Origin of the sequence: Streptomyces fodineus, from assembly GCF_001735805.1 — a bacterium.
In the GTDB taxonomy this organism is placed as follows: domain Bacteria; phylum Actinomycetota; class Actinomycetes; order Streptomycetales; family Streptomycetaceae; genus Streptomyces; species Streptomyces fodineus.
On sequence record NZ_CP017248.1, the window covers coordinates 3,593,860 to 3,611,514 of the forward strand.

General features: G+C 70.8%; 19 protein-coding genes. 8 read left to right on the forward strand and 11 right to left on the reverse strand.

The annotated features are described in order from the left end of the window. Positions 1 to 7: 7 nt before the first annotated feature. Genes BFF78_RS14680 through BFF78_RS14690 form a run of 3 tightly spaced genes read right to left on the reverse strand, consistent with a single transcriptional unit; the run spans position 8 to position 3,188 of the window. A complete protein-coding gene (locus tag BFF78_RS14680; RefSeq protein ID WP_069778759.1) occupies positions 8 to 841 on the reverse strand; it encodes a carbohydrate ABC transporter permease in 834 nt (277 codons plus the stop codon). Then, positions 838 to 1,878 (reverse strand): carbohydrate ABC transporter permease, encoded by a 1,041-nt coding sequence (locus BFF78_RS14685; RefSeq protein ID WP_079161313.1) that lies wholly within the window; start codon positions 1,876 to 1,878, stop codon positions 838 to 840. The genes BFF78_RS14680 and BFF78_RS14685 overlap by 4 nt, the downstream gene beginning before the upstream one ends. A gap of 11 nt (positions 1,879 to 1,889) precedes the next feature. Next, positions 1,890 to 3,188, reverse strand: a complete 1,299-nt coding sequence (locus BFF78_RS14690; protein WP_069778760.1) for an ABC transporter substrate-binding protein — start codon at positions 3,186 to 3,188, stop codon at positions 1,890 to 1,892. Positions 3,189 to 3,463: 275 nt separating this feature from the next. Here BFF78_RS14690 and BFF78_RS14695 point away from each other — a divergent pair, with 275 nt between their 5' ends. After that, entirely contained in the window at positions 3,464 to 4,525 is a 1,062-nt protein-coding gene (locus tag BFF78_RS14695; RefSeq protein ID WP_335755327.1) for a LacI family DNA-binding transcriptional regulator, read from the forward strand. Between the two features lie 72 nt (positions 4,526 to 4,597). Here BFF78_RS14695 and BFF78_RS14700 read toward each other — a convergent pair whose 3' ends face one another. After that, positions 4,598 to 4,828, reverse strand: a complete 231-nt coding sequence (locus tag BFF78_RS14700) for a hypothetical protein (protein WP_069778762.1) — start codon at positions 4,826 to 4,828, stop codon at positions 4,598 to 4,600. Positions 4,829 to 4,845: 17 nt separating this feature from the next. Then, complete coding sequence (locus tag BFF78_RS14705; RefSeq protein ID WP_069778763.1) at positions 4,846 to 6,000, reverse strand: inorganic phosphate transporter; 1,155 nt, start codon at positions 5,998 to 6,000, stop codon at positions 4,846 to 4,848. Positions 6,001 to 6,139: 139 nt separating this feature from the next. On the opposite strand from BFF78_RS14705, the gene BFF78_RS14710 reads away from it, so the two are divergent. The 3 genes from BFF78_RS14710 to BFF78_RS14720 are packed head-to-tail and all read left to right on the forward strand — an operon-like array spanning position 6,140 to position 7,823. Beyond that, the gene (locus tag BFF78_RS14710; RefSeq protein WP_099055057.1) at positions 6,140 to 6,538 is read left to right on the forward strand and encodes a helix-turn-helix transcriptional regulator; all 399 of its coding nucleotides are present in this window, start codon (positions 6,140 to 6,142) and stop codon (positions 6,536 to 6,538) included. Positions 6,539 to 6,598: 60 nt separating this feature from the next. Next, on the forward strand, positions 6,599 to 7,015 hold the full coding sequence (locus BFF78_RS14715) for a VOC family protein (protein WP_069778764.1): 417 nt from the start codon (positions 6,599 to 6,601) through the stop codon (positions 7,013 to 7,015). 43 nt (positions 7,016 to 7,058) lie between these two features. Beyond that, positions 7,059 to 7,823, forward strand: a complete 765-nt coding sequence (locus BFF78_RS14720) for a VOC family protein (RefSeq protein WP_069778765.1) — start codon at positions 7,059 to 7,061, stop codon at positions 7,821 to 7,823. 503 nt (positions 7,824 to 8,326) lie between these two features. Here the strand turns inward: BFF78_RS14720 and BFF78_RS14725 are convergent. From BFF78_RS14725 to BFF78_RS14740, 4 genes are all read right to left on the reverse strand, one after another. Then, positions 8,327 to 8,659: a DUF952 domain-containing protein gene (locus BFF78_RS14725; RefSeq protein ID WP_069778766.1), complete on the reverse strand. Its 333-nt coding sequence runs from the start codon at positions 8,657 to 8,659 to the stop codon at positions 8,327 to 8,329. 39 nt (positions 8,660 to 8,698) lie between these two features. Further along, entirely contained in the window at positions 8,699 to 9,286 is a 588-nt protein-coding gene (locus tag BFF78_RS14730; protein WP_069778767.1) for a dihydrofolate reductase family protein, read from the reverse strand. A 225-nt stretch (positions 9,287 to 9,511) separates the two neighbouring features. Further along, a complete protein-coding gene (locus BFF78_RS14735; RefSeq protein ID WP_069778768.1) occupies positions 9,512 to 10,687 on the reverse strand; it encodes a family 2 encapsulin nanocompartment cargo protein polyprenyl transferase in 1,176 nt (391 codons plus the stop codon). A gap of 112 nt (positions 10,688 to 10,799) precedes the next feature. Further along, positions 10,800 to 12,206 carry a family 2B encapsulin nanocompartment shell protein gene (locus tag BFF78_RS14740; protein WP_069778769.1) on the reverse strand — a complete coding sequence of 469 codons (1,407 nt, stop codon included), beginning with the start codon at positions 12,204 to 12,206 and terminating at the stop codon, positions 10,800 to 10,802. Between the two features lie 166 nt (positions 12,207 to 12,372). On the opposite strand from BFF78_RS14740, the gene BFF78_RS14745 reads away from it, so the two are divergent. Further along, the gene (locus BFF78_RS14745) at positions 12,373 to 13,272 is read left to right on the forward strand and encodes a 1-aminocyclopropane-1-carboxylate deaminase/D-cysteine desulfhydrase (protein ID WP_069778770.1); all 900 of its coding nucleotides are present in this window, start codon (positions 12,373 to 12,375) and stop codon (positions 13,270 to 13,272) included. Here BFF78_RS14745 and BFF78_RS14750 read toward each other — a convergent pair. After that, on the reverse strand, positions 13,269 to 14,864 hold the full coding sequence (locus BFF78_RS14750) for a Na+/H+ antiporter (protein WP_069778771.1): 1,596 nt from the start codon (positions 14,862 to 14,864) through the stop codon (positions 13,269 to 13,271). The genes BFF78_RS14745 and BFF78_RS14750 overlap by 4 nt on opposite strands. Before the next feature lie 62 nt (positions 14,865 to 14,926). Between BFF78_RS14750 and BFF78_RS14755 the strand changes: the two genes are divergently transcribed. The 3 genes from BFF78_RS14755 (at position 14,927) to BFF78_RS14765 (ending at position 17,056) form a co-directional block, all read left to right on the forward strand. Next, entirely contained in the window at positions 14,927 to 15,187 is a 261-nt protein-coding gene (locus BFF78_RS14755; RefSeq protein ID WP_069778772.1) for a UBP-type zinc finger domain-containing protein, read from the forward strand. A gap of 322 nt (positions 15,188 to 15,509) precedes the next feature. Further along, complete coding sequence (locus BFF78_RS14760) at positions 15,510 to 15,926, forward strand: ATP-binding protein (protein ID WP_009190566.1); 417 nt, start codon at positions 15,510 to 15,512, stop codon at positions 15,924 to 15,926. A 17-nt stretch (positions 15,927 to 15,943) separates the two neighbouring features. Beyond that, on the forward strand, positions 15,944 to 17,056 hold the full coding sequence (locus tag BFF78_RS14765; protein ID WP_227025834.1) for an RNA polymerase sigma factor SigF: 1,113 nt from the start codon (positions 15,944 to 15,946) through the stop codon (positions 17,054 to 17,056). Position 17,057: 1 nt separating this feature from the next. Here the strand turns inward: BFF78_RS14765 and BFF78_RS14770 are convergent, their stop codons facing one another. Beyond that, positions 17,058 to 17,504 carry a hypothetical protein gene (locus BFF78_RS14770; RefSeq protein WP_069778773.1) on the reverse strand — a complete coding sequence of 149 codons (447 nt, stop codon included), beginning with the start codon at positions 17,502 to 17,504 and terminating at the stop codon, positions 17,058 to 17,060. Positions 17,505 to 17,655: the final 151 nt, after the last annotated feature.

Consider the following 17,655-nt stretch of genomic DNA (forward strand, 5'->3'; position numbering starts at 1 on the left):
GGAGGCTCTACTTCGCGGCACCGGCCGTCAGGCCGGCGACGATGCGGCGCTGGAAGAGCAGCACCATGACCACCAGCGGGATCGTGACGAGGACGCCCGCGGCCATCTGGCTGCCGAACGGGGTCTCGTACGTCGTGGCGCCGGTGAACTTGGAGATGGCGACCGGTGCGGTCTGCATGTCCGGCCGGTTGGTCATCGACAGGGCGATGAGGAACTCGTTCCAGGCGGCGATGAACGTGATGATCGCGGTGGTGAAGATGCCCGGCGCGGCGAGCGGGATGACGATCTTACGGAAGGCCTGGCCCCGGGTGCAGCCGTCGACCATGGCGGCGTGCTCCAGCTCGTGTGGCATCTGCCGGAAGAACGTGGTCAGGTTCCACACCGCCAGCGGCAGCGCGAAGGACATGCTCGGCACGATCATGGCCTGGTAGGTGTTGATCCAGCCGATGTCCGTGAACAGCTTCAGCAACGGGACCACGATCGACACCACCGGGAACATCGAGGTGGCGATGATCAGGGTCAGGATCAGCCGCTTGAAGCGGAACTCCAGCCGGGCCATCGCGTAGGCGGTGAACGTGGCCAGCAGCAGCGCCAGCACGGTGGTGGTCCCTGCGACGACCAGGCTGTTGAGCAGTGCCCGGGTGAAGCCCTGGGAGGCGCCGAACAGCGACCGGTAGTTGTCGAACGACACCGGGGAGGGCACGAGCGAGGTGTCGAAGATGTCGGAGGTGCGGCGCAGGCTGGAGACCAGCATCCAGTAGAACGGGGCCAGGCAGTAGGCCACCACCGCGACGACCCCCGCGTACAGCAGCCGGCCGCGCCATTTCGCCGTGGTCGTCATGCCGTCACCTCCGCACGGCGTGCGAACACGAACCGGCCCGTCCTGCCACGGCCGCCGCCGGTGTCGCCGACGAGATCGGCGCCCAGCAGCCGTACGAAGGCGAGCGCGATGAGGAAGACGTACAGGAAGAGCAGGACCGCGTAGGCGGAGGCCGGGCCGAAGCGGACGTTGGACGCCTCGTTCTGCGCCAGCATGGACAGGGTTTCCACCGAGTTCTTCTGCGCGCCGATCAGGATGTAGGGCAGGTCGAACATCCGCAGCGCGTCCATGCAGCGGAACAGCACCGCCACCAGCAGCGCGGGCTTCACCAGCGGCAGCGTGATGTGCCAGAACTGACGCAGCGCCCTGGCACCGTCGATGCGGGCCGCCTCGTAGACCTCCTTCGGGATCACCTGCAGCCCGGCCAGGACCAGCAGCCCGATGAACGGGGCGGTCTTCCACACCTCGGCGACGATGACCGCGACCTTGGCGTGGAAGCCCTCGGTGGTCCACAGGATCTGGTGGCCGATCAGGGCGTTGGCGATGCCGTCGCTGTTGAAGATCCACCGCCACAGCAGGCCGGAGATGGCCGTGGGCACCGCCCAGGGGACGAGGATGCTCGCCCGGACCAGGGCCCGGCCGCTGAACGCCCGGTGCATGATCAGGGCCATGGCCACGCCGATCACCGTTTCCAGACCGACGGTGACGACGGTGAAGAAGGTGGTGTTCCAGAAGGCGTTCCAGAACCGGTCGCCGGCCGCGCCGAAGATGTCGGCGTAGTTCCTCAGCCCGACGAACGGCTCGGTGCTGCGGATGAAGCCGGTCTTCGGGTCCAGCCCCTTCGGCCCGTACAGCGACTCCCGCAGTGCCATCAGCGTCGGGTAGAGCACGACGACCGTCAGCACCAGGAGCGTCGGGGACACCAGCAGGGCCGCCATCCGGCCGGTGCCGGCCGTGGCGCGGGCCCGGGGCCGGGGCCGCCGGCCCTTCACCTGGGTACGGGACGGGCGGTGGGACTCTGCCACGGCGGGTCCGGGGGGTGTCTCGATGTCGGTCATGGCCCCGCTCCTCACTGCGCCGTGGACTTCAGCAGCTCCCGCTGCAGGTCCTTCAGCGCCTGTGCGCTGCTCTTGGTGCCGGTCAGCGCGGCGTACGCCTCCTGCTGGATCGCCGAGGTCACATCGCCGTACTGGACGACGCGCGGGCGCGGCACGGCGTGCAGGATCGACTGCTTGAGGACCGGGAGGTACGGATACTGCCCGGTCAGGGACGGGTCGTCGTACAGGGCCGCGTACGGCGGGGCCAGGGAGGCCTTCTCCAGGAAGGTCTTCGCGGTGACCTCACCGCTGTAGAACTTCATGAAGTCCAGGGCCGTGGCCTTGTTCTTGGCGAAGGACGACAGGGCCAGGTTGTGGCCGCCGAGGCTGGAGGCGCCGGGTCCGGTCAGGCCGGGCAGCGGCGCGACGGCGTACTTGCCGGCCACCTTGCTCTTGCCCGCGAGCGCGTACATGTACGGCCAGTTCCGCAGGAAGACCAGCTTGCCGGCCTGGAACGCCTGGCGGCCGTCCTCCTCCTGGTAGGTGATGGCCTCCTTGGGGATCGTCCCGTCCCGGAAGGAGCCGGCGAGGAAGTCCAGTCCCTTCTTCGCCTCGGGGGTGTCCACATCGGGCTTGCCGTTCGCGTCGGTGACGACACCGCCCGCGGAGTTCACGGCCTCGGAGAAGTTCACCGTCAGGCCCTCGTACTTCTGGAACTGCCCGGCGTAGCAGGACATGTCCTTGGCCGCGGGCAGCTTCTTCACCTTGGCGCAGTCGGCCGTCAACTCGGCCCAGGTCGCGGGGGCCTTGCCGACTCCGGCCTGCTTCAGCAGGTCGGTGCGGTAGTACAGCATCCCGCCGTCCGAGCTGGCCGGGGCCGCGTACAGGCCGCCGCGGTACTTCGCCGTCTCCACCACCGGCTTCAGCATCTTCCCCAGCGGGAACTGCCGTTCGGGCAGCTTGTCGATCCACTGGTGCGCGGCGAACTCCGACGTCCACACGGCGTCCAGGGAGAGCACCGTGTAGGCGTCGGACTTCGTCTCCGCGTTCTGGATCATCTGCTGGCGCTGGGCGTCCGCGTCCGTGGGCAGCTGGATGAAGGTGACCTTCTCCTTCGGGTGCAGCCTGTTCCACTGGTCGAGGACCGGCTGGACGGCTCCGGTGGTGTCCTTTCCGGCCACGAAGGCGATGGGGCCGCGGCCGGTGAACGACGTGGTCCCGGACTGCCCCGCGGAGCCGCCGTCGTCGGACGAGCCGCAGGCGGCGAGCAGGAGTCCGCAGGCGGCGAGCGCGGCGGAACATCGAAGGGCTCTGGCGGTTGTGGTCTTCACTGTCTCTCCTGGTCGTGCGGAACCTGAGGCGACGCTGTTGTGAGACTGCGTTGTCACAGCAACTTCTTGATCAAACACACAGGTCAAAGCATGTGCATCGAAAGAGGAGGGTGGGGTCTTGATCCCGCTGAGACAACGCTTGCACGCTAGGAGTGGGGTAAGCGGAAGTCAATGCGTTACTTCTGGGTAATGAGAGAGAGGAGGCCTGGAGATCCCGTGAAAGCGCTGTCATGAAGCGGCCTCAACCGTGGGGCCTCTGTGCTACCGTCCGTCACATGCCACCAGCTCAGCGACACCCCACGATGGCTGACGTCGCCGAACGGGCCGGGGTGTCCACCTCCACCGTCTCGCGGACCCTGCGCGGCCTGACCACCGTCTCGCCGGAGGTCCGCGCCCGTGTCGAGCAGGCCGCCCGCGAGCTGAACTTCGCCGTCTCCCGCCAGGCTGCAAGCCTTGTCACGGGCAAGACGGGGACCGTGGCGGTGCTCGTCCCCACTCTCAACGCGTGGTTCATGGGCTCGGCCCTCTCCAGCCTGGCTCCGGTGCTGCGGACCGCGGGCATGGAGCTGACCGTCTACGTGATCCCCGACCTCGCCGAGCGCGCCGCGTTCTTCGACCGGCTCCCCGCCCGCCGGAACGCCGACGCGCTGCTGGTCTTCTCCTTCGACCTCACCGAGGAGGAGACCGACCGGCTGGACACACTCGGCATGCCGGTCATCTACGTCAGCCAGCACGTCGACGGCCGCCCCAGCGTGTACGTCGACGACGTCGCCGGCGCCCTGCACGGCACCCGGCACCTGTTCAACCTCGGCCACCGCCGGATCGCGTTCATCAAGACGGTGGGCGCCAGCGGCTTCTCCTTCAGCTCCAACGAGCGGCTGGTCGGCTACCAGCAGGCACTCGCCGAAGCGGGCATCCCGCGCGACGACGACCTGGTGGCCGCCCTGCCGGTCGGCGACGAACGGGCCACCACAGAAGCGCTCGGCAGGCTGCTGAGCCTGCGCGAGCCGCCCACCGCGATCTTCGCCGAACAGGACGAGGTCGCCATCGCCGTCATCCGGGCGCTGCGCCGGACGCACATCGACATCCCCACGCAGATGTCCGTCCTCGGCTTCGACGACCAGCCGGTGGCCGACTGGTTCGACCTGTCCACCATCGCGCAGTCGCCCTCGGACCTCGGCCGCGAGGCCGGCCGGCTGGCCCTGCAGCTCATCGACGGCTCGGAGGCGGACCACAAGCGGCACATCGTGCTGCCCACCCACCTGATCCCACGGGCCACCACCGCGCCCTTCGACCGGGGCGAGCGGGCGGCCGACGGAGAACTTCCGCACGCCTGACGCCCCCGGCGCGACCCGCAAGAGGCCCGGTCGGTTTCCCCTCGACCGGGCCCCTGCCGATACGCATCGGCCTCAGTGGAACTGCGGCACGATCAGATAGATCCCGTACGCCACCACCGTCGCGCAGGCGAGGAAGCACAGGGCGGCCTGGATACGGCCCGCGGTGGCGGCGCCGGCTTCGGCGCGGTCGGCTTCGGCCCGGGACAGGCCGAGGACGCCGAAGGTGAAGACGACGACCACGGCGACCGTGACACCGAGGCTGACCGCGGCGACCTTGCCGAGGGCGGACCAGTCGACATGCATGAGGGACTCCCGGAGGTTCAGGCGGCCGTGCCGACGTGCGGCGGGGCCGGGTTGCGGAGGGTGACCTCGTGGTGGTCGTTGACGTTGTCGGCGCGCACCGGGTTGCGGCGGGACGCGGCGACGATGGCGCCGGCGAGGGCCACGGCGACAACGGCGATGACCGCCGTACCGAGGTTGCCGCCGTGCTTGACCACGCTCGCCGCGAGGCCGCCGACGAGCGCGGCGGCGGGCAGGGTGATCAGCCAGGCCAGCACCATGCGGCCGGCCACGCCCCAGCGGACCTCCGCCAGGCGGCGGCCGAGACCGGCGCCCAGGATGCTGCCCGAGGCGACCTGGGTCGTGGACAGCGCGAAGCCCAGATGGGCCGAGGTGAGGATCACGGTCGTGGAGGCCGTCTCCGCGGCGAAGCCCTGCGGTGACTGGATCTCCGCCAGCCCCTTGCCCATGGTCCGGATGATCCGCCAGCCGCCCAGGTAGGTGCCGAGGCCGATGGCGACACCCGCCGCGCCGATCACCCACACCGGCGGGCCGGCGTCGTGGCCGAGCGCGCCCGCCGAGATCAGGGTCAGCGTGATGACGCCCATGGTCTTCTGCGCGTCGTTGGTGCCGTGCGCGAGGGACACCAGGGACGCTGAGGCGATCTGGCCCAGGCGGAAGCCCTTGGTCACCGAGTCCTGGCGGGCGCGGGCGGAGAGCTTGTAGGCGAGGTAGGAGGCGACCAGGGCGGCCACGCCGGCCACCACCGGCGAGGCGACGGCCGGGATCAGCACCTTGTCGGCCACCTTGCCGAAGTGCACGCCGTGGGAGCCCGCGCCGACCCAGACCGCGCCGATCAGTCCGCCGAAGAGGGCGTGGGAGGAGCTGGAGGGGAGTCCGGCGAGCCAGGTCACCAGGTTCCACAGGATCGCGCCGACCAGCCCCGCGAAGATCATCGCCGGGCTGACCAGGGTGTCGTCCACGATTCCGCCGGAGATGGTCCTGGCCACCTCGGTGGACAGAAAGGCGCCCGCGATGTTGAGGATCCCGCTGACCAGAACCGCGACACGCGGTGTGAGCGCGCCGGTGGCGATGGAGGTCGCCATCGCGTTCGCGGTGTCGTGGAACCCGTTCGTGAAGTCGAACGCCAGTGCCGTGACGATGACGACCGCCACGAGGAACGTGATGTGGTCCATTCCCCAAGGCAAGCAAGGGCGGGCCAATGCGCGGCGAACCGGAGGCGAACGGCGTGTCGAAGATGGTGGAGTGTGTTGTGCATTCCTGTGCGAAATCGTTCCGGCCCGCGGTGTCAGTGCCCTGTGCCAAGCTGTGGACGTGACCCTGGAGGACCTCAGACGACTGCGCCGGGTGCGCGACCGCATGGACCGCGAGTACGCCGAGCCGCTCGACATGACCGAGCTGGCCCGGGGCGCCCATATGTCACCGGGCCACTTCCAGCGCAGCTTCCGCAAGGCGTTCGGGGAGACGCCGTACAGCTATCTGATGACCCGCAGGATCGAGCGGGCCAAGGCGCTGCTGCGCCGCGGTGACCTCACGGTGACCGAGGTGTGCCTCGCCGTGGGCTGTACGTCACTCGGCTCCTTCAGCTCCCGCTTCACCGAGCTGGTCGGGGAGACCCCGAGCGCCTACCGGGCCCGCGACCACGAGGAGAGCGCGGTGATCCCGTCCTGCGTGGCCCGTACGTTCACCCGACCCCGCCGCCGGCCGTACTGAGTCGTGCCGGGTCGTACCGAGCCGCGCGCGCCCGGGCCCGGATGGGCCTAGCGTGAGCCCATGGACGTGAAACTCAAGCAGTGTTTCATCGCGGTGGACGACCATGACAAGGCGCTCGCCTTCTACCGTGACGTGCTCGGCCTGGAGGTCCGCAACGACGTGGGCTTCGAGGGCATGCGCTGGGTGACGCTGGGCTCGCCGCTCCAGCCGGACGTCGAGATCGTGCTGGAGCCGCCCGGCGCGAACCCGGACGCCTCCCCCGCCGACCGCCAGGCGCTGGCGGAGCTGCTGGCCAAGGGCATGCTGCGGGGTGTGATCTTCACGACCGAGGACTGCGACGCGCTGTACGAGCGGGTGCGGGAGTCCGGCGCCGATGTGCTCCAGGAGCCCACGGACCAGCCGTACGGGGTGCGCGACTGCGCCTTCCGTGATCCGGCGGGCAACCAGCTGCGCTTCCTCCAGCGGCCCGCGCAGTGAAAGTCCGCATGCCTTCGGGGAGTTCGCGCCTAGACTCCACCCCGTGATCATTCGCTGGACGTACGCCTTCGCCGACCGGCCCGCCGAGCGGCTGCCCGAGGCCCGCGCCTTCTGGACGGCCGTCACCGGCACACATGCGTCCGAACCCCGCGGTGAGCAGGGCGAGTTCATGACCCTGCTGCCCCCGCAGGCCGCCGGGACGGACGCGTGCGTGAAGCTCCAGGGCGTCACCGAGGGCGACGGTGGCGCCCACCTCGACCTGTGCACCGAGGACGTACGGAAGCTGACCGGGACGGCGAGGGAACTCGGCGCGGAACCGGTGGCGGACCACGGCGACTGGGCCGTACTGCGATCACCGGCGGGGCAGTTGTTCTGTGCCGTGCCCTGGCACGGGGAGTCGGTACGGCCGCCGGTGGTGGCGGGCAGCCGGCTGGACCAGGTGTGCCTCGACATCCCGCCGTCCGCGTACGCCGCCGAGTCCGCCTTCTGGGCCGGGCTCACCGGCTGGCAGCGGCTCACGGGTTCACGGCCGGAGTTCGAGGTCCTGAAGCCGCCGGCGGGACTACCCGTCCGGATCCTGCTCCAGCGTCTCGACGCCGAGCGCCCCGCCTCCGCCCATCTCGACCTGGCCTGCGCGGACATCGCCACCGTACGCGCCCGGCACGAGAAGCACGGCGCCGTCCCGCTGAGCTCGGGCCCGCACTGGACGGTCATGCGCGACCCGGCGGGCGGCATCTACTGCCTGACCGGCCGAGACCCGCACACCGGCGGCCTGCCGGACGCCACTGAGCGAACCACCGTCGCGTAGAGACACAGCCGCAAGCCGGCGTGCCACGGCCCGGATCCGCCGACGGACCACGTGAGCGCCGCCCCGCACCGGACGGTCACGCGCCACCCGGCGGGCAGCATCCACTGCATGACCGGCCGAGACCCGCACACCGGCGGCCTGCCGGACGCCACTCAGCGAACCACTGTCGCATAGAGACTGCCTGCCCGGCCAAGACCCGCACACCGGCGGCCTGCCGGGCGGCGGTCAGCGTGCCGTCGTCGCGTAGAGACACGGGATCCCGTGCCGGGGTGCCGTCGGTGGACTCGGTGGGCAGGAGGGAGTGTTGCCCGGCGGCTGCCGCCGCGGGCGCCGCGCATCCGGGGACGGACCGGTTCCAGGCCCGTTGTCCCAGACGTACGGCCCCTTCGGCCGGGTGTCCTGCTGGAGTACGAACGTGAGCCCTCCCCCCACGGCCACGGCGACCGCCCAGACCGCCACCGCCCACCGCCACCACCGGCGGCGCGGCGTGCCCCCCTGCCCGGTCACCCCCAGGACTCCACGTCCACCACGGCGTCGGCCGGCACCGGGCCGTACACATGCGGGAATTCCTCCCCGCCGGGCTCCACGGCCTCGTACTTCACCGGCGCGCCGACCAGGGCCGGGTCCACGACCAGCACGACCAGCTCGTCCGGGCCGTCGTAGCCGCCGTAGAGGAACTCGGCGATGCGCGGGAGCTGTTCGCGGGTGGAGCAGTGGATGAAACCCTCCTCCTGCAGGGTGCGGCCACGGGTCGACACCTCGTAGGTGCCGCGCTCGCGTGCCGCCTCCCACAGGGAGCGTTCGGTGATGTGGAAGATGCGGGGCGGTTTCGGCATGCGCCCACGGTACGGCGTCCGGTGCGGCGCAGGCCGGGCTCAGCGCTTCCTCGTGTACGTCCGTACGAGCGCGCCGTTGGTGAAGCTGCGCACCCCGTCGAGGGTGAACTCCTTGATGTCCAGGCCGGTGCCGAACATCGGCATGCCCGTGCCGTAGACGAGCGGATAGCTCTTGATGACGAGTTCGTCGATCTCGTCGAGCAGCTCTCCGGCGAGGCGGGAGCCGCCGCACAGATAGATGTCCAGGCCGCCCTCCTCCGCCTTCAGTGCGCGGACCCTGCCGACCAGGTCGTCGGCGATGATCTCGACGTTCGGGTCCGGGGACGTGGCGAGGCTGCGGGAGGCGACGTACTCGCGCAGATGGGCGTAGGGGCTGGTGACGCCCTCCTTGAGCGCCAGGTCGTAGCTGGCCCGGCCCTGGATGACGGTGTCGAAGCGCACGTTCGGCAGAGCGTCGAACCCCAGCTGCGGGCGGACGTGGCTGGGCAGGGTCTCCGGGAACTCCGTCTTGAGGAAGTGGAGGTACTCCTCGTCCATGAAGCGGAGCATCATCTCCGAGGCATCGCCCTGTTCGTCGCCGATGAATCCGTCGAGCGAGCAGGCGATGAAGTAGGTGAGCTTGCGCAAGCCGGTCTCTCTTCCTTCTAACCACTTTGGATGTAGTGCTTTAGTTGTAGTACTTCAGCCGTCGTGGTTCAAGGGGTTTTTCACACAGACATGCGCACAGCGACGAGCCCCGCACAGTGTGGGGATGTGCGGGGCCCGTCCGGCCGGAGTCCCGGTGGCCGCGCGGGGTCAGGAGCCGCGCGAGCCCGGGACTCCGGGTCCTTTCGCTGCCGGTGCCGGCAGCGCTCAGCTGGTGCGCCGGGTCACGAACTCGGCGAGCGCCAGCAGTCCGCCCGCCGTCTCGGGGGCGGGGACCGCGCGGGACAGCTCCTGCACGGCGTGGGCCATCCGGTCGGCCGCCTCGGCCTGCGCCCAGTCCCGGCCGCCGGCTCTATCCACGGCCAGTGCCGTACGCGCGATGCCCTCGTCGTCACCGGAGATGTACGGCTTGGCGTACAGCTCGGCGAGTTCGGCCGCCGCCTGCGTACCCGAGGACAGGGCCGCCACCACGGGCAGCGACTTCTTGCGGGCCGCGAGATCCGCGCCGGCCGGCTTCCCGGTGTGCCGTGGATCGCCCCATATGCCGATGACGTCGTCGATCAGCTGGAAGGCGAGCCCGGCCTGGCGGCCGAAGCCGTCCAGCGCCGCCACCTCCTCCTGGCCGACGCCCGCGTACAGCGCGCCGAGGGCGCAGGCGCAGCCCAGCAGCGCGCCGGTCTTCGCCTCGGCCATGGCGAGCACCTCGTCGAGGCCGACCTCCTCCGGGGCGCGGCGCTCCAGGTCCGTGTCGGCGTGCTGGCCGGCGCACAGTTCCACGACACAGTCCGCGAGCCGGACCGCGGCCGGACCGGCGGCGGGGTGCGGGTCCTCGGCGAGCAGCCGCAGGGCCAGGGCCTGCAGGGCGTCACCGGCGAGGATCGCGTCGGCGTCGCCGAACACGCTCCAGACGGTGGGCCGGTGCCGGCGGGAGGTGTCCCGGTCCATCACGTCGTCGTGCAACAGCGTGAAGTTGTGGACCAGTTCGACCGCCACCGCCGCCCGGACCGCCGCCGTACGGGCCGCCGCTCCGCCGAGGGCGGAGGCCGCCGCCAGGACGAGCGCGGGCCGTATCGCCTTGCCGGCGTTGCCCGTCGCCGGGCTGCCGTCCGCGTGCTGCCAGCCGAAGTGGTAGAGCGCGATCCGGCGCATGGAGCCGGGCAGCGACTCCAGGGCCGCGCGCAGCTCCGGGTCGACCAGGGCCCGGGTGCGCTCCAGCAGCGCCACCGCCTCCTGTCCCTCGAGACGCCCGTCGGGATGCCGTTCGGGTGGTTCCTCGTTCGGATCGGCAACGGCGTCGCCGGTCCTCCCCCGGCGTCCCCCCGCCATGCCGGGGTGCGGCACGGCGGCAGAACGCTGTTCGGTCTCCGTCATGAACTCGGCCATGTCTCCCCCTCGCCAGGTCCGCGGACACCGGCGTCGCCGGCCCGGCCGGACGCATATTCCGAGGGTCTACCCTCCTTGGCGAGCGGGGACACGGCCGTGAAGTGCGGAAACGTCACCTCCACCGGCCGATCTCGACGTTCTCCAGCACGCCGAGCGCGTCGGGCACCAGGACGGCGGCCGAGTAGTAGGCCGTCACCAGGTACTTGATGATGGCCTGTTCGTTGATGCCCATGAACCTCACGGACAGGCTCGGCTCGATCTCGTCCGGGATGCCCGACTGCCTGAGACCGACGACGCCCTGGTCCTGCTCGCCGGTACGCATCGCGATGATCGAGGTGGTGCGCTCCGGGCTGACCGGGATCTTGTTGCACGGGTAGATCGGCACTCCGCGCCAGGTCGGGATGCGGTTGCCGCCGATCTCGACGGTCTCCGGGACCAGTCCGCGTTTGTTCAGCTCGCGCCCGAACGCGGCGATCGCGCGTGGGTGGGCCAGGAAGAGCTTGGTGCTGCGCCGGCGGCTGAGCAGTTCGTCCATGTCGTCCGGGCTGGGCACGCCGTCGTGCGGCTGGATGCGCTGGTCGTACTCGCAGTTGTGGAGCAGGCCGAAGTCGCGGTTGTTGATCAGCTCGTGCTCCTGGCGCTCCTTGAGCGCCTCGACCGTGAGCCTGAGCTGCTGCTCGGTCTGGTTCATCGGCTGGTTGTACAGATCGGCCACGCGCGTGTGGATGCGCAGCACGGTCTGGGCGATGCTCAGCTCGTACTCGCGGGGCCGGGGCTCGTAGTCCACGAAGGTGTGCGGGATATCGGGCTCGCCGGAGTGACCGGCCGCCAGCTCGACCTCCTTCTCGCCGTACTTGTTGGTCCGCTGCTCCGGCGTCGAGCGCAGCTGCTCGAGGTGTGTGCGCAGGCTGTCCGAGCGCTCGGCGACCTGCTCGAAGTCCTGGCGACTGAGGATCAGCACGGTGGTCGCGGTGTCCGCGCGGACGGTGTACTCCCAGATGGCGTCCGGGTCCAGCAGCGCCTGGTCGCCGAAGTAGGCGCCGTCGGCGAGGACTCCGAGGACGGCGTCGTCGCCGTAGGGGCCGGTGCCGATCTTCTCGACCCTGCCGTGCGCCAGCAGGTAGACCTCGCCCGTGTGGTTGCCGAAGTCGGCGATCACCTCGCCGGGCGCGAAGTCGCGCTGACGGCAGCGGCGGGCCAGCTCCGTCAGCACCTCCTCGTCCTCGTACGAGCGCAGGGCGGGCAGCTCGCCGAGTTCGGCCGGGATGACCTCGACCTGGTCCCCGGTCTTGACGAAGGTGATGCGGCCGTCGCCGACGGTGTACGCCAGCCGCCTGTTGACGCGGTATGTACCGCCGTGTACGTCGACCCACGGGAGTGTGCGCAGCAGCCAGCGGGAGCTGATCTCCTGCATCTGCGGAACGGACTTGGTCGTGGTGGCCAGGTTCCGCGCGGCCGCCGTCCCGAGGGACTGCTGCGGCTTGCCCTGATCCGTGCGGACCTCTTCGCCTACCGACATAGAGAATTGCCTCCCAGGTATGCCCGGTGCCGAATCGCAGGGGACACCGGTCTCGGCACCGAGCCTTCCATCACGGTGCGTGGTCACGCCATTACCCGAAAGAGCGGGAATGGATCATCGGATTACTGGGCACAATGAGGGATCTCATCACTGCGACAATGAAGCGGTGACCAGCCCGACCACCCTCACCCCCCGACTTCCCTCACCGCTCCAAGAGGTCGGGGACGAGCGGTTCGACAGGTACGGACTGCGGCTGCTGCTCAAGCGCGACGACCTGATCCACCCCGACCTCATCGGCAACAAGTGGCGCAAGCTGGTGCCGAACACCGAGGCGGCGAACGGCCGGCCGCTGGTCACCTTCGGCGGGGCCTACTCCAACCACCTGCGCGCCACCGCCGCCGCGGGCCGCCTCCTCGGGCTGCCGACCACCGGCGTGGTCCGCGGCCAGGAGCTGGCCGGTCGGCCGCTCAACCCCTCCCTGGCCCGGTGCGCGGCGGACGGCATGCGGCTGCACTTCGTCGACAGGTCGACGTACCGGCGCAAGACCGAACCGGAGACCCTGGCCGCGATCCTGCGCACGGCGGGCGCCGAGGAGGCGTACGTCGTGCCGGAGGGCGGCAGCAACAGCGCGGCCGTACGCGGCTGCCGCGCCCTCGGCGAGGAACTGCGCGGGCACGCCGACGTCGTCGCGATCGCCTGCGGCACCGGTGGCACGCTCGCGGGACTGGCCGCGGGGCTGACGGCCGGGCAGCGGGCGCTCGGCGTGCCGGTGCTCAAGGGCGGCTTCCTGGAAGGCGACGTACAAGCACTGCAGGAACGTGCCTTCGGTGCCCGTACCGGCTCCTGGTCCCTCGACGAGCGCTTCCACTTCGGCGGTTACGCCCGTACGACACCCGAACTGCACGCGTTCGCCAAGGACTTCGAGGACCGCCACGGACTGCCCGTCGAGCGTGTCTATGTCGCCAAGTTGCTCTACGGACTTGTCACCCTCGCGGCAGAGGGCGCCTTCACGCGCGGCACGGCGATCGCGGCCGTCGTCACCGGGCGGCCGTTCCCGGAGGGCTAGCCCTCCTCCCGGTAGGCCGCCGCCTCCTCCAGGTCCAGGCGTCTGAGCAGCGAGCGCAGCATCTCGTCGTCGATGTAGCGGTGGTCGCGGAGCCTGACGAAGACCTCGCGCTCGGCGCTGATCATCTCGCGGGACAGCCGGCGGTAGGTGTCGTCCACGGACTCGCCGGTGACCGGGTTGGTCTGGCCGAGGCGCTCCCAGACGGCGTTGCGGCGGCGCTCCAGGACCGTGCGCAGGCGGTCGGCGAGCGGCGGGGGCAGTTCGTTGCGCTCGTCGGACAGGAGGTCGTCGAGGTGGCGCTCGGCGGCCCGGGAGGCCTGTGCCTGGGCGTTGGCCTCGGCGAGCGTCTCGGCCTGCGGGTCGCGGCCGGGGAACCGCATCAGGCGGATCAGCGGCGCGAGCGTCAGGCCCTGCACCACGAGGGTGCCGATGACGGTGGTGAAGGTCAGGAAGAGGATCAGGTTCCGCTGCGGGAAGGGGGCGCCGCCGTGGACCGTGAGCGGGATCGAGAACGCGATGGCCAGGGACACCACACCCCGCATGGCGGCCCAGGACGTCACGACGCCCGCCCGCCAGGTGGGGTTCTCCTCGCGCTCGCGGATGCGGGCGAAGAGCAGGCGGGGCAGGAAGGCCGACGGGTAGACCCAGACGAAGCGGGCCACGACGACCACCAGGAAGACCGCGATCGCGTACCAGGCCGCGTCGGCCCCCTGGTACGCGCCCAGCCCCTTCAGGACGGTCGGCAGTTGCAGGCCGATCAGCGCGAACACCGCCGATTCGAGCAGGAAGGCGACCATCCGCCAGACCGCGTCCTCCTGGAGCCGGGTGGCGAAGTCGACCTCCCACGCGCGGTGCCCGAGATAGACCGCGACCACGACGACCGCGAGGACGCCGGAGCCGTGGAACTGCTCGGCGACGCCGTAGGCGACGAACGGGATCAGCAGCGAGAGGGTGTTCTGGAGCAGGGCCTCCTTCAGGTGGGTGCGCAGCCAGTGGATCGGCACCATGAGCACCAGTCCGACGACGACCCCGCCGACGGCGGCCCGCAGGAACTCGCCGATGCCGCCCGCCCAGGTGGCGCCCGCACCGACGGCCGCGGCGAGGGCGACCTTGTAGGCGGTGATCGCGGTGGCGTCGTTGAACAGGGACTCGCCCTGGAGGATGGTGGTGATCCGGGACGGCAGGCCGACCCGGCGTGCGATCGCCGCGGCCGCGACCGCGTCCGTCGGCGCCACCACGGCGCCCAGCACCAGCGCGGCGGTCAGCGGCAGCCCGGGGACGACGAGATAGGCGACCCAGCCGACGGCGAAGGTCGCGAAGAGCACGTACCCGATCGACAGCAGTCCCACGGGCCGCATCTGGGCACGCAGATCGAGGTACGAGCTCTCCGTGCCCTCCTTGTACAGAAGCGGCGGCAGCACCAGCGGCAGCACGATCTGTGGGTCCAGGGTGTAGTGCGGGATCCCGGGGACGTACGAGATCACGAGGCCTACGGCGACCAGCAGCAGCGGCGCCGGCACCGGAGTGCGCCGGGCGACCCCCGCGATCCCCGCACTGCCCGCGACCAGCAACAGCAGCGGCATCACGTCCATGACCCTCGCCCACCCTCGTTTTTCCGCGCGGCCACCCGCACAGCCGTCGTAATCTGGCAATCATGAAACAGTGCACGCACGCCGACGCGCTGCCGCACCCGGAACCGGAACCGCTGAACCCGACGTGTCCGGAGTGCCTGCACGACGGCACGCACCCGGTGCAGCTGCGGCTGTGTCTCACCTGCGGCCACGTCGGCTGCTGCGACTCCTCGCCGGGCAGACACGCCACGCAGCACCACGAGATGTCCGGCCACCCCGTCATGCGGACCTTCGAGCCGGGCGAGGACTGGCGGTGGTGCTTCGTTGACCACGTGCTCGTCTGACCCTCTTCCGAGCGGCTTTCCGCATGGTCACATTCCCGCCCGACCGGGTTCTCGTGTGACACTGCATGCGGCGGCGGCCGCACGACGGTTCGAGCGTGTGACGTCTGGGTACGTCAACCCGGCGCACGCTCTTCCCATTTGGGCCCGCAAACCCTCTAGACACGGAGCGTATGCACAGCTTTACTGTGAGTGACGCCAGGGGGGTTGGGGTCCCGGGACAGGACCGTTCGGAGCGCGATAGCGTCACCGCGGAACCACGTACGCGTTACCCCCGGGGGGCGACCCTCGGCCCCGTAAAGCTTGTACCACCATGGAGGTGAGGGTGTCCCAGATCGCAGGCGAGCCCGCGGCGAATCAGGACTTCGTGGAAGTCCGGCTGCCGGCCGCGGGTGCCTACCTGTCGGTGCTGCGGACGGCCACGGCCGGTCTCGCGGCCCGCTTGGACTTCACCCTGGACGAGATCGAGGACCTGCGCATCGCCGTGGACGAGGCCTGCGCGATCCTGCTCCAACAGGCTGTGCCCGGCTCCGTGCTCAGCTGTGTCTTCCGGCTCGTCGACGACTCGCTGGAGGTCACGGTCTCGGCGCCGACCACAGACGGTCACGCCCCCTCGCGCGACACCTTCGCCTGGACCGTGCTCTCGGCCCTCGCGGGCAAGGTCTCGTCCGCGGTCGACGAGGACAAGACCGTGTCGATCAGCCTCTACAAACAGCGCGGCGCGGGCCCCGGCCCGGCGTGAGGAACGGGGACGGTCCGGTGCGGGACGAAGAGCGCGGCACGCGAGAGCTGCCGGCCGGGGACGGGGGTGCCCCCTGGCCGAGCGCGGGCGACATCTCCGGGGAGGCCCCCAGGGACGCATCCCGGCTCACGGCGGACGGCATCGACGGCATCCCCGAGCAGGCCAGGCCGCACCCGGAGGACGACTCCGCGCGCGCCGGGGCCGACGGTGCCGTGCAGGTCGTACCGCCGGAGGACCCCGGTGGCGCCGGGTCCGCCGGCGGCGCGGGAGCCAGGGCTCGGGGAAGGGCTACGGGCGGGACGATGAGCGAGCACGAGCGGTACGCGGAGGACGACGCTCCGGGCAAGGAGACCGTGCAGGCCACACAGCACGGCCCCCAGGACCGCAGCGGGGCGCGGGCGATGTTCCTGGAGCTGCGCGCGCTCAACGCGGGCAGCCCGGAGTACGCGGAGCTGCGCAACCAGCTCGTCCGTATGCACCTGCCGCTCGTGGAGCACCTGGCGCGCCGGTTCCGCAACCGCGGCGAGCCGCTGGACGACCTCACCCAGGTCGCCACGATCGGCCTGATCAAGTCCGTCGACCGGTTCGACCCGGAGCGCGGCGTGGAGTTCTCCACGTACGCCACCCCGACCGTCGTCGGCGAGATCAAGCGGCACTTCCGCGACAAGGGCTGGGCGGTGCGGGTGCCGCGCCGGCTGCAGGAGCTGCGGCTCGCGCTGACCACGGCGACCGCCGAGCTGTCCCAGCTGCACGGCCGCTCCCCCACGGTCCACGAGCTGGCCGAGAAGCTCGCGATCTCCGAGGAGGAGGTCCTGGAGGGCCTGGAGTCCGCCAACGCGTACTCCACGCTGTCCCTGGACGTCCCCGACACCGACGACGAGTCCCCGGCGGTCGCCGACACCCTCGGCGCGGAGGACGAGGCGCTGGAGGGCGTGGAGTACCGGGAATCGCTCAAGCCCCTGCTGGAGGATCTCCCTCCGCGCGAGAAGCGCATCCTGCTGCTGCGTTTCTTCGGGAACATGACGCAGTCGCAGATCGCGCAGGAGGTCGGCATCTCCCAGATGCACGTCTCCCGGCTGCTGGCCCGCACACTGGCCCAGCTGCGGGAGAAGCTGCTCGTCGAGGAGTGAGCTATTCGGCGCGGCCCGGTCCCTTGATACCGAGGGCCCGGGTCGTCTCGCCGTTGACGAGCAGGACGAGCGCGGCCACCGCGACGACCGCGATGGCGATACCGGCCGGGATGGCCATGCTGTCGGCCTGGAGCAGGTTGTAGGCGATCGGCAGCGCCAGGAGCTGGGTGATCACCGCCGGGCCACGGCTCCAGCTGCGCCGCAGCAGCAGTCCGCGCGCGGCGAGCAGCGGCAGCAGCGCGAGTACGACCAGCGTGATTCCCAGGGTCAGTGCCTGCCGCCGGTCGTCCGGACCCCCGGTGAACCCGAGCACGGACACCCACAGCCCACCGGCCACCAGCGCGGCACCTTCCAGCGCGGCCAGCAGGGCGGCGTAGGTCAGCCGACGGGGACGCGGCCCGGCGGCGGCTTCGGCGATGTCCTGGGCGGAGTTCTGCTCACTGCTCACCCCAGCAGGGTAGCGGGGGTGGTGCAGGCGCCCCCGAAGGGGCGCGGGGCGGTATCGACGCGCGGCTGCGCCGCGCGGGCGCGGGCAACCACGCGGACCCTCACCCGGGGATGGTCCGGCACCCCAGCGGCGCGGCACCGTGTCCAGTGTC

What these genes read in the sequence shown, in the direction of transcription:
- BFF78_RS14715 (WP_069778764.1), top strand. Translation starts at nt 6,599, where the DNA reads ATGGACGTGAAACTCAAGCAGTGTTTCATCGCGGTGGACGACCATGAC.
- BFF78_RS14700 (WP_069778762.1), bottom strand. Translation starts at nt 4,828, where the DNA reads ATGCATGTCGACTGGTCCGCCCTCGGCAAGGTCGCCGCGGTCAGCCTC.
- BFF78_RS14680 (WP_069778759.1), bottom strand. Translation starts at nt 841, where the DNA reads ATGACGACCACGGCGAAATGGCGCGGCCGGCTGCTGTACGCGGGGGTC.
- BFF78_RS14705 (WP_069778763.1), bottom strand. Translation starts at nt 6,000, where the DNA reads ATGGACCACATCACGTTCCTCGTGGCGGTCGTCATCGTCACGGCACTG.
- BFF78_RS14685 (WP_079161313.1), bottom strand. Translation starts at nt 1,878, where the DNA reads ATGACCGACATCGAGACACCCCCCGGACCCGCCGTGGCAGAGTCCCAC.
- BFF78_RS14740 (WP_069778769.1), bottom strand. Translation starts at nt 12,206, where the DNA reads ATGTCGGTAGGCGAAGAGGTCCGCACGGATCAGGGCAAGCCGCAGCAG.
- BFF78_RS14755 (WP_069778772.1), top strand. Translation starts at nt 14,927, where the DNA reads ATGAAACAGTGCACGCACGCCGACGCGCTGCCGCACCCGGAACCGGAA.
- BFF78_RS14735 (WP_069778768.1), bottom strand. Translation starts at nt 10,687, where the DNA reads ATGGCCGAGTTCATGACGGAGACCGAACAGCGTTCTGCCGCCGTGCCG.
- BFF78_RS14695 (WP_335755327.1), top strand. Translation starts at nt 3,464, where the DNA reads ATGCCACCAGCTCAGCGACACCCCACGATGGCTGACGTCGCCGAACGG.
- BFF78_RS14750 (WP_069778771.1), bottom strand. Translation starts at nt 14,864, where the DNA reads ATGGACGTGATGCCGCTGCTGTTGCTGGTCGCGGGCAGTGCGGGGATC.
- BFF78_RS14725 (WP_069778766.1), bottom strand. Translation starts at nt 8,659, where the DNA reads ATGCCGAAACCGCCCCGCATCTTCCACATCACCGAACGCTCCCTGTGG.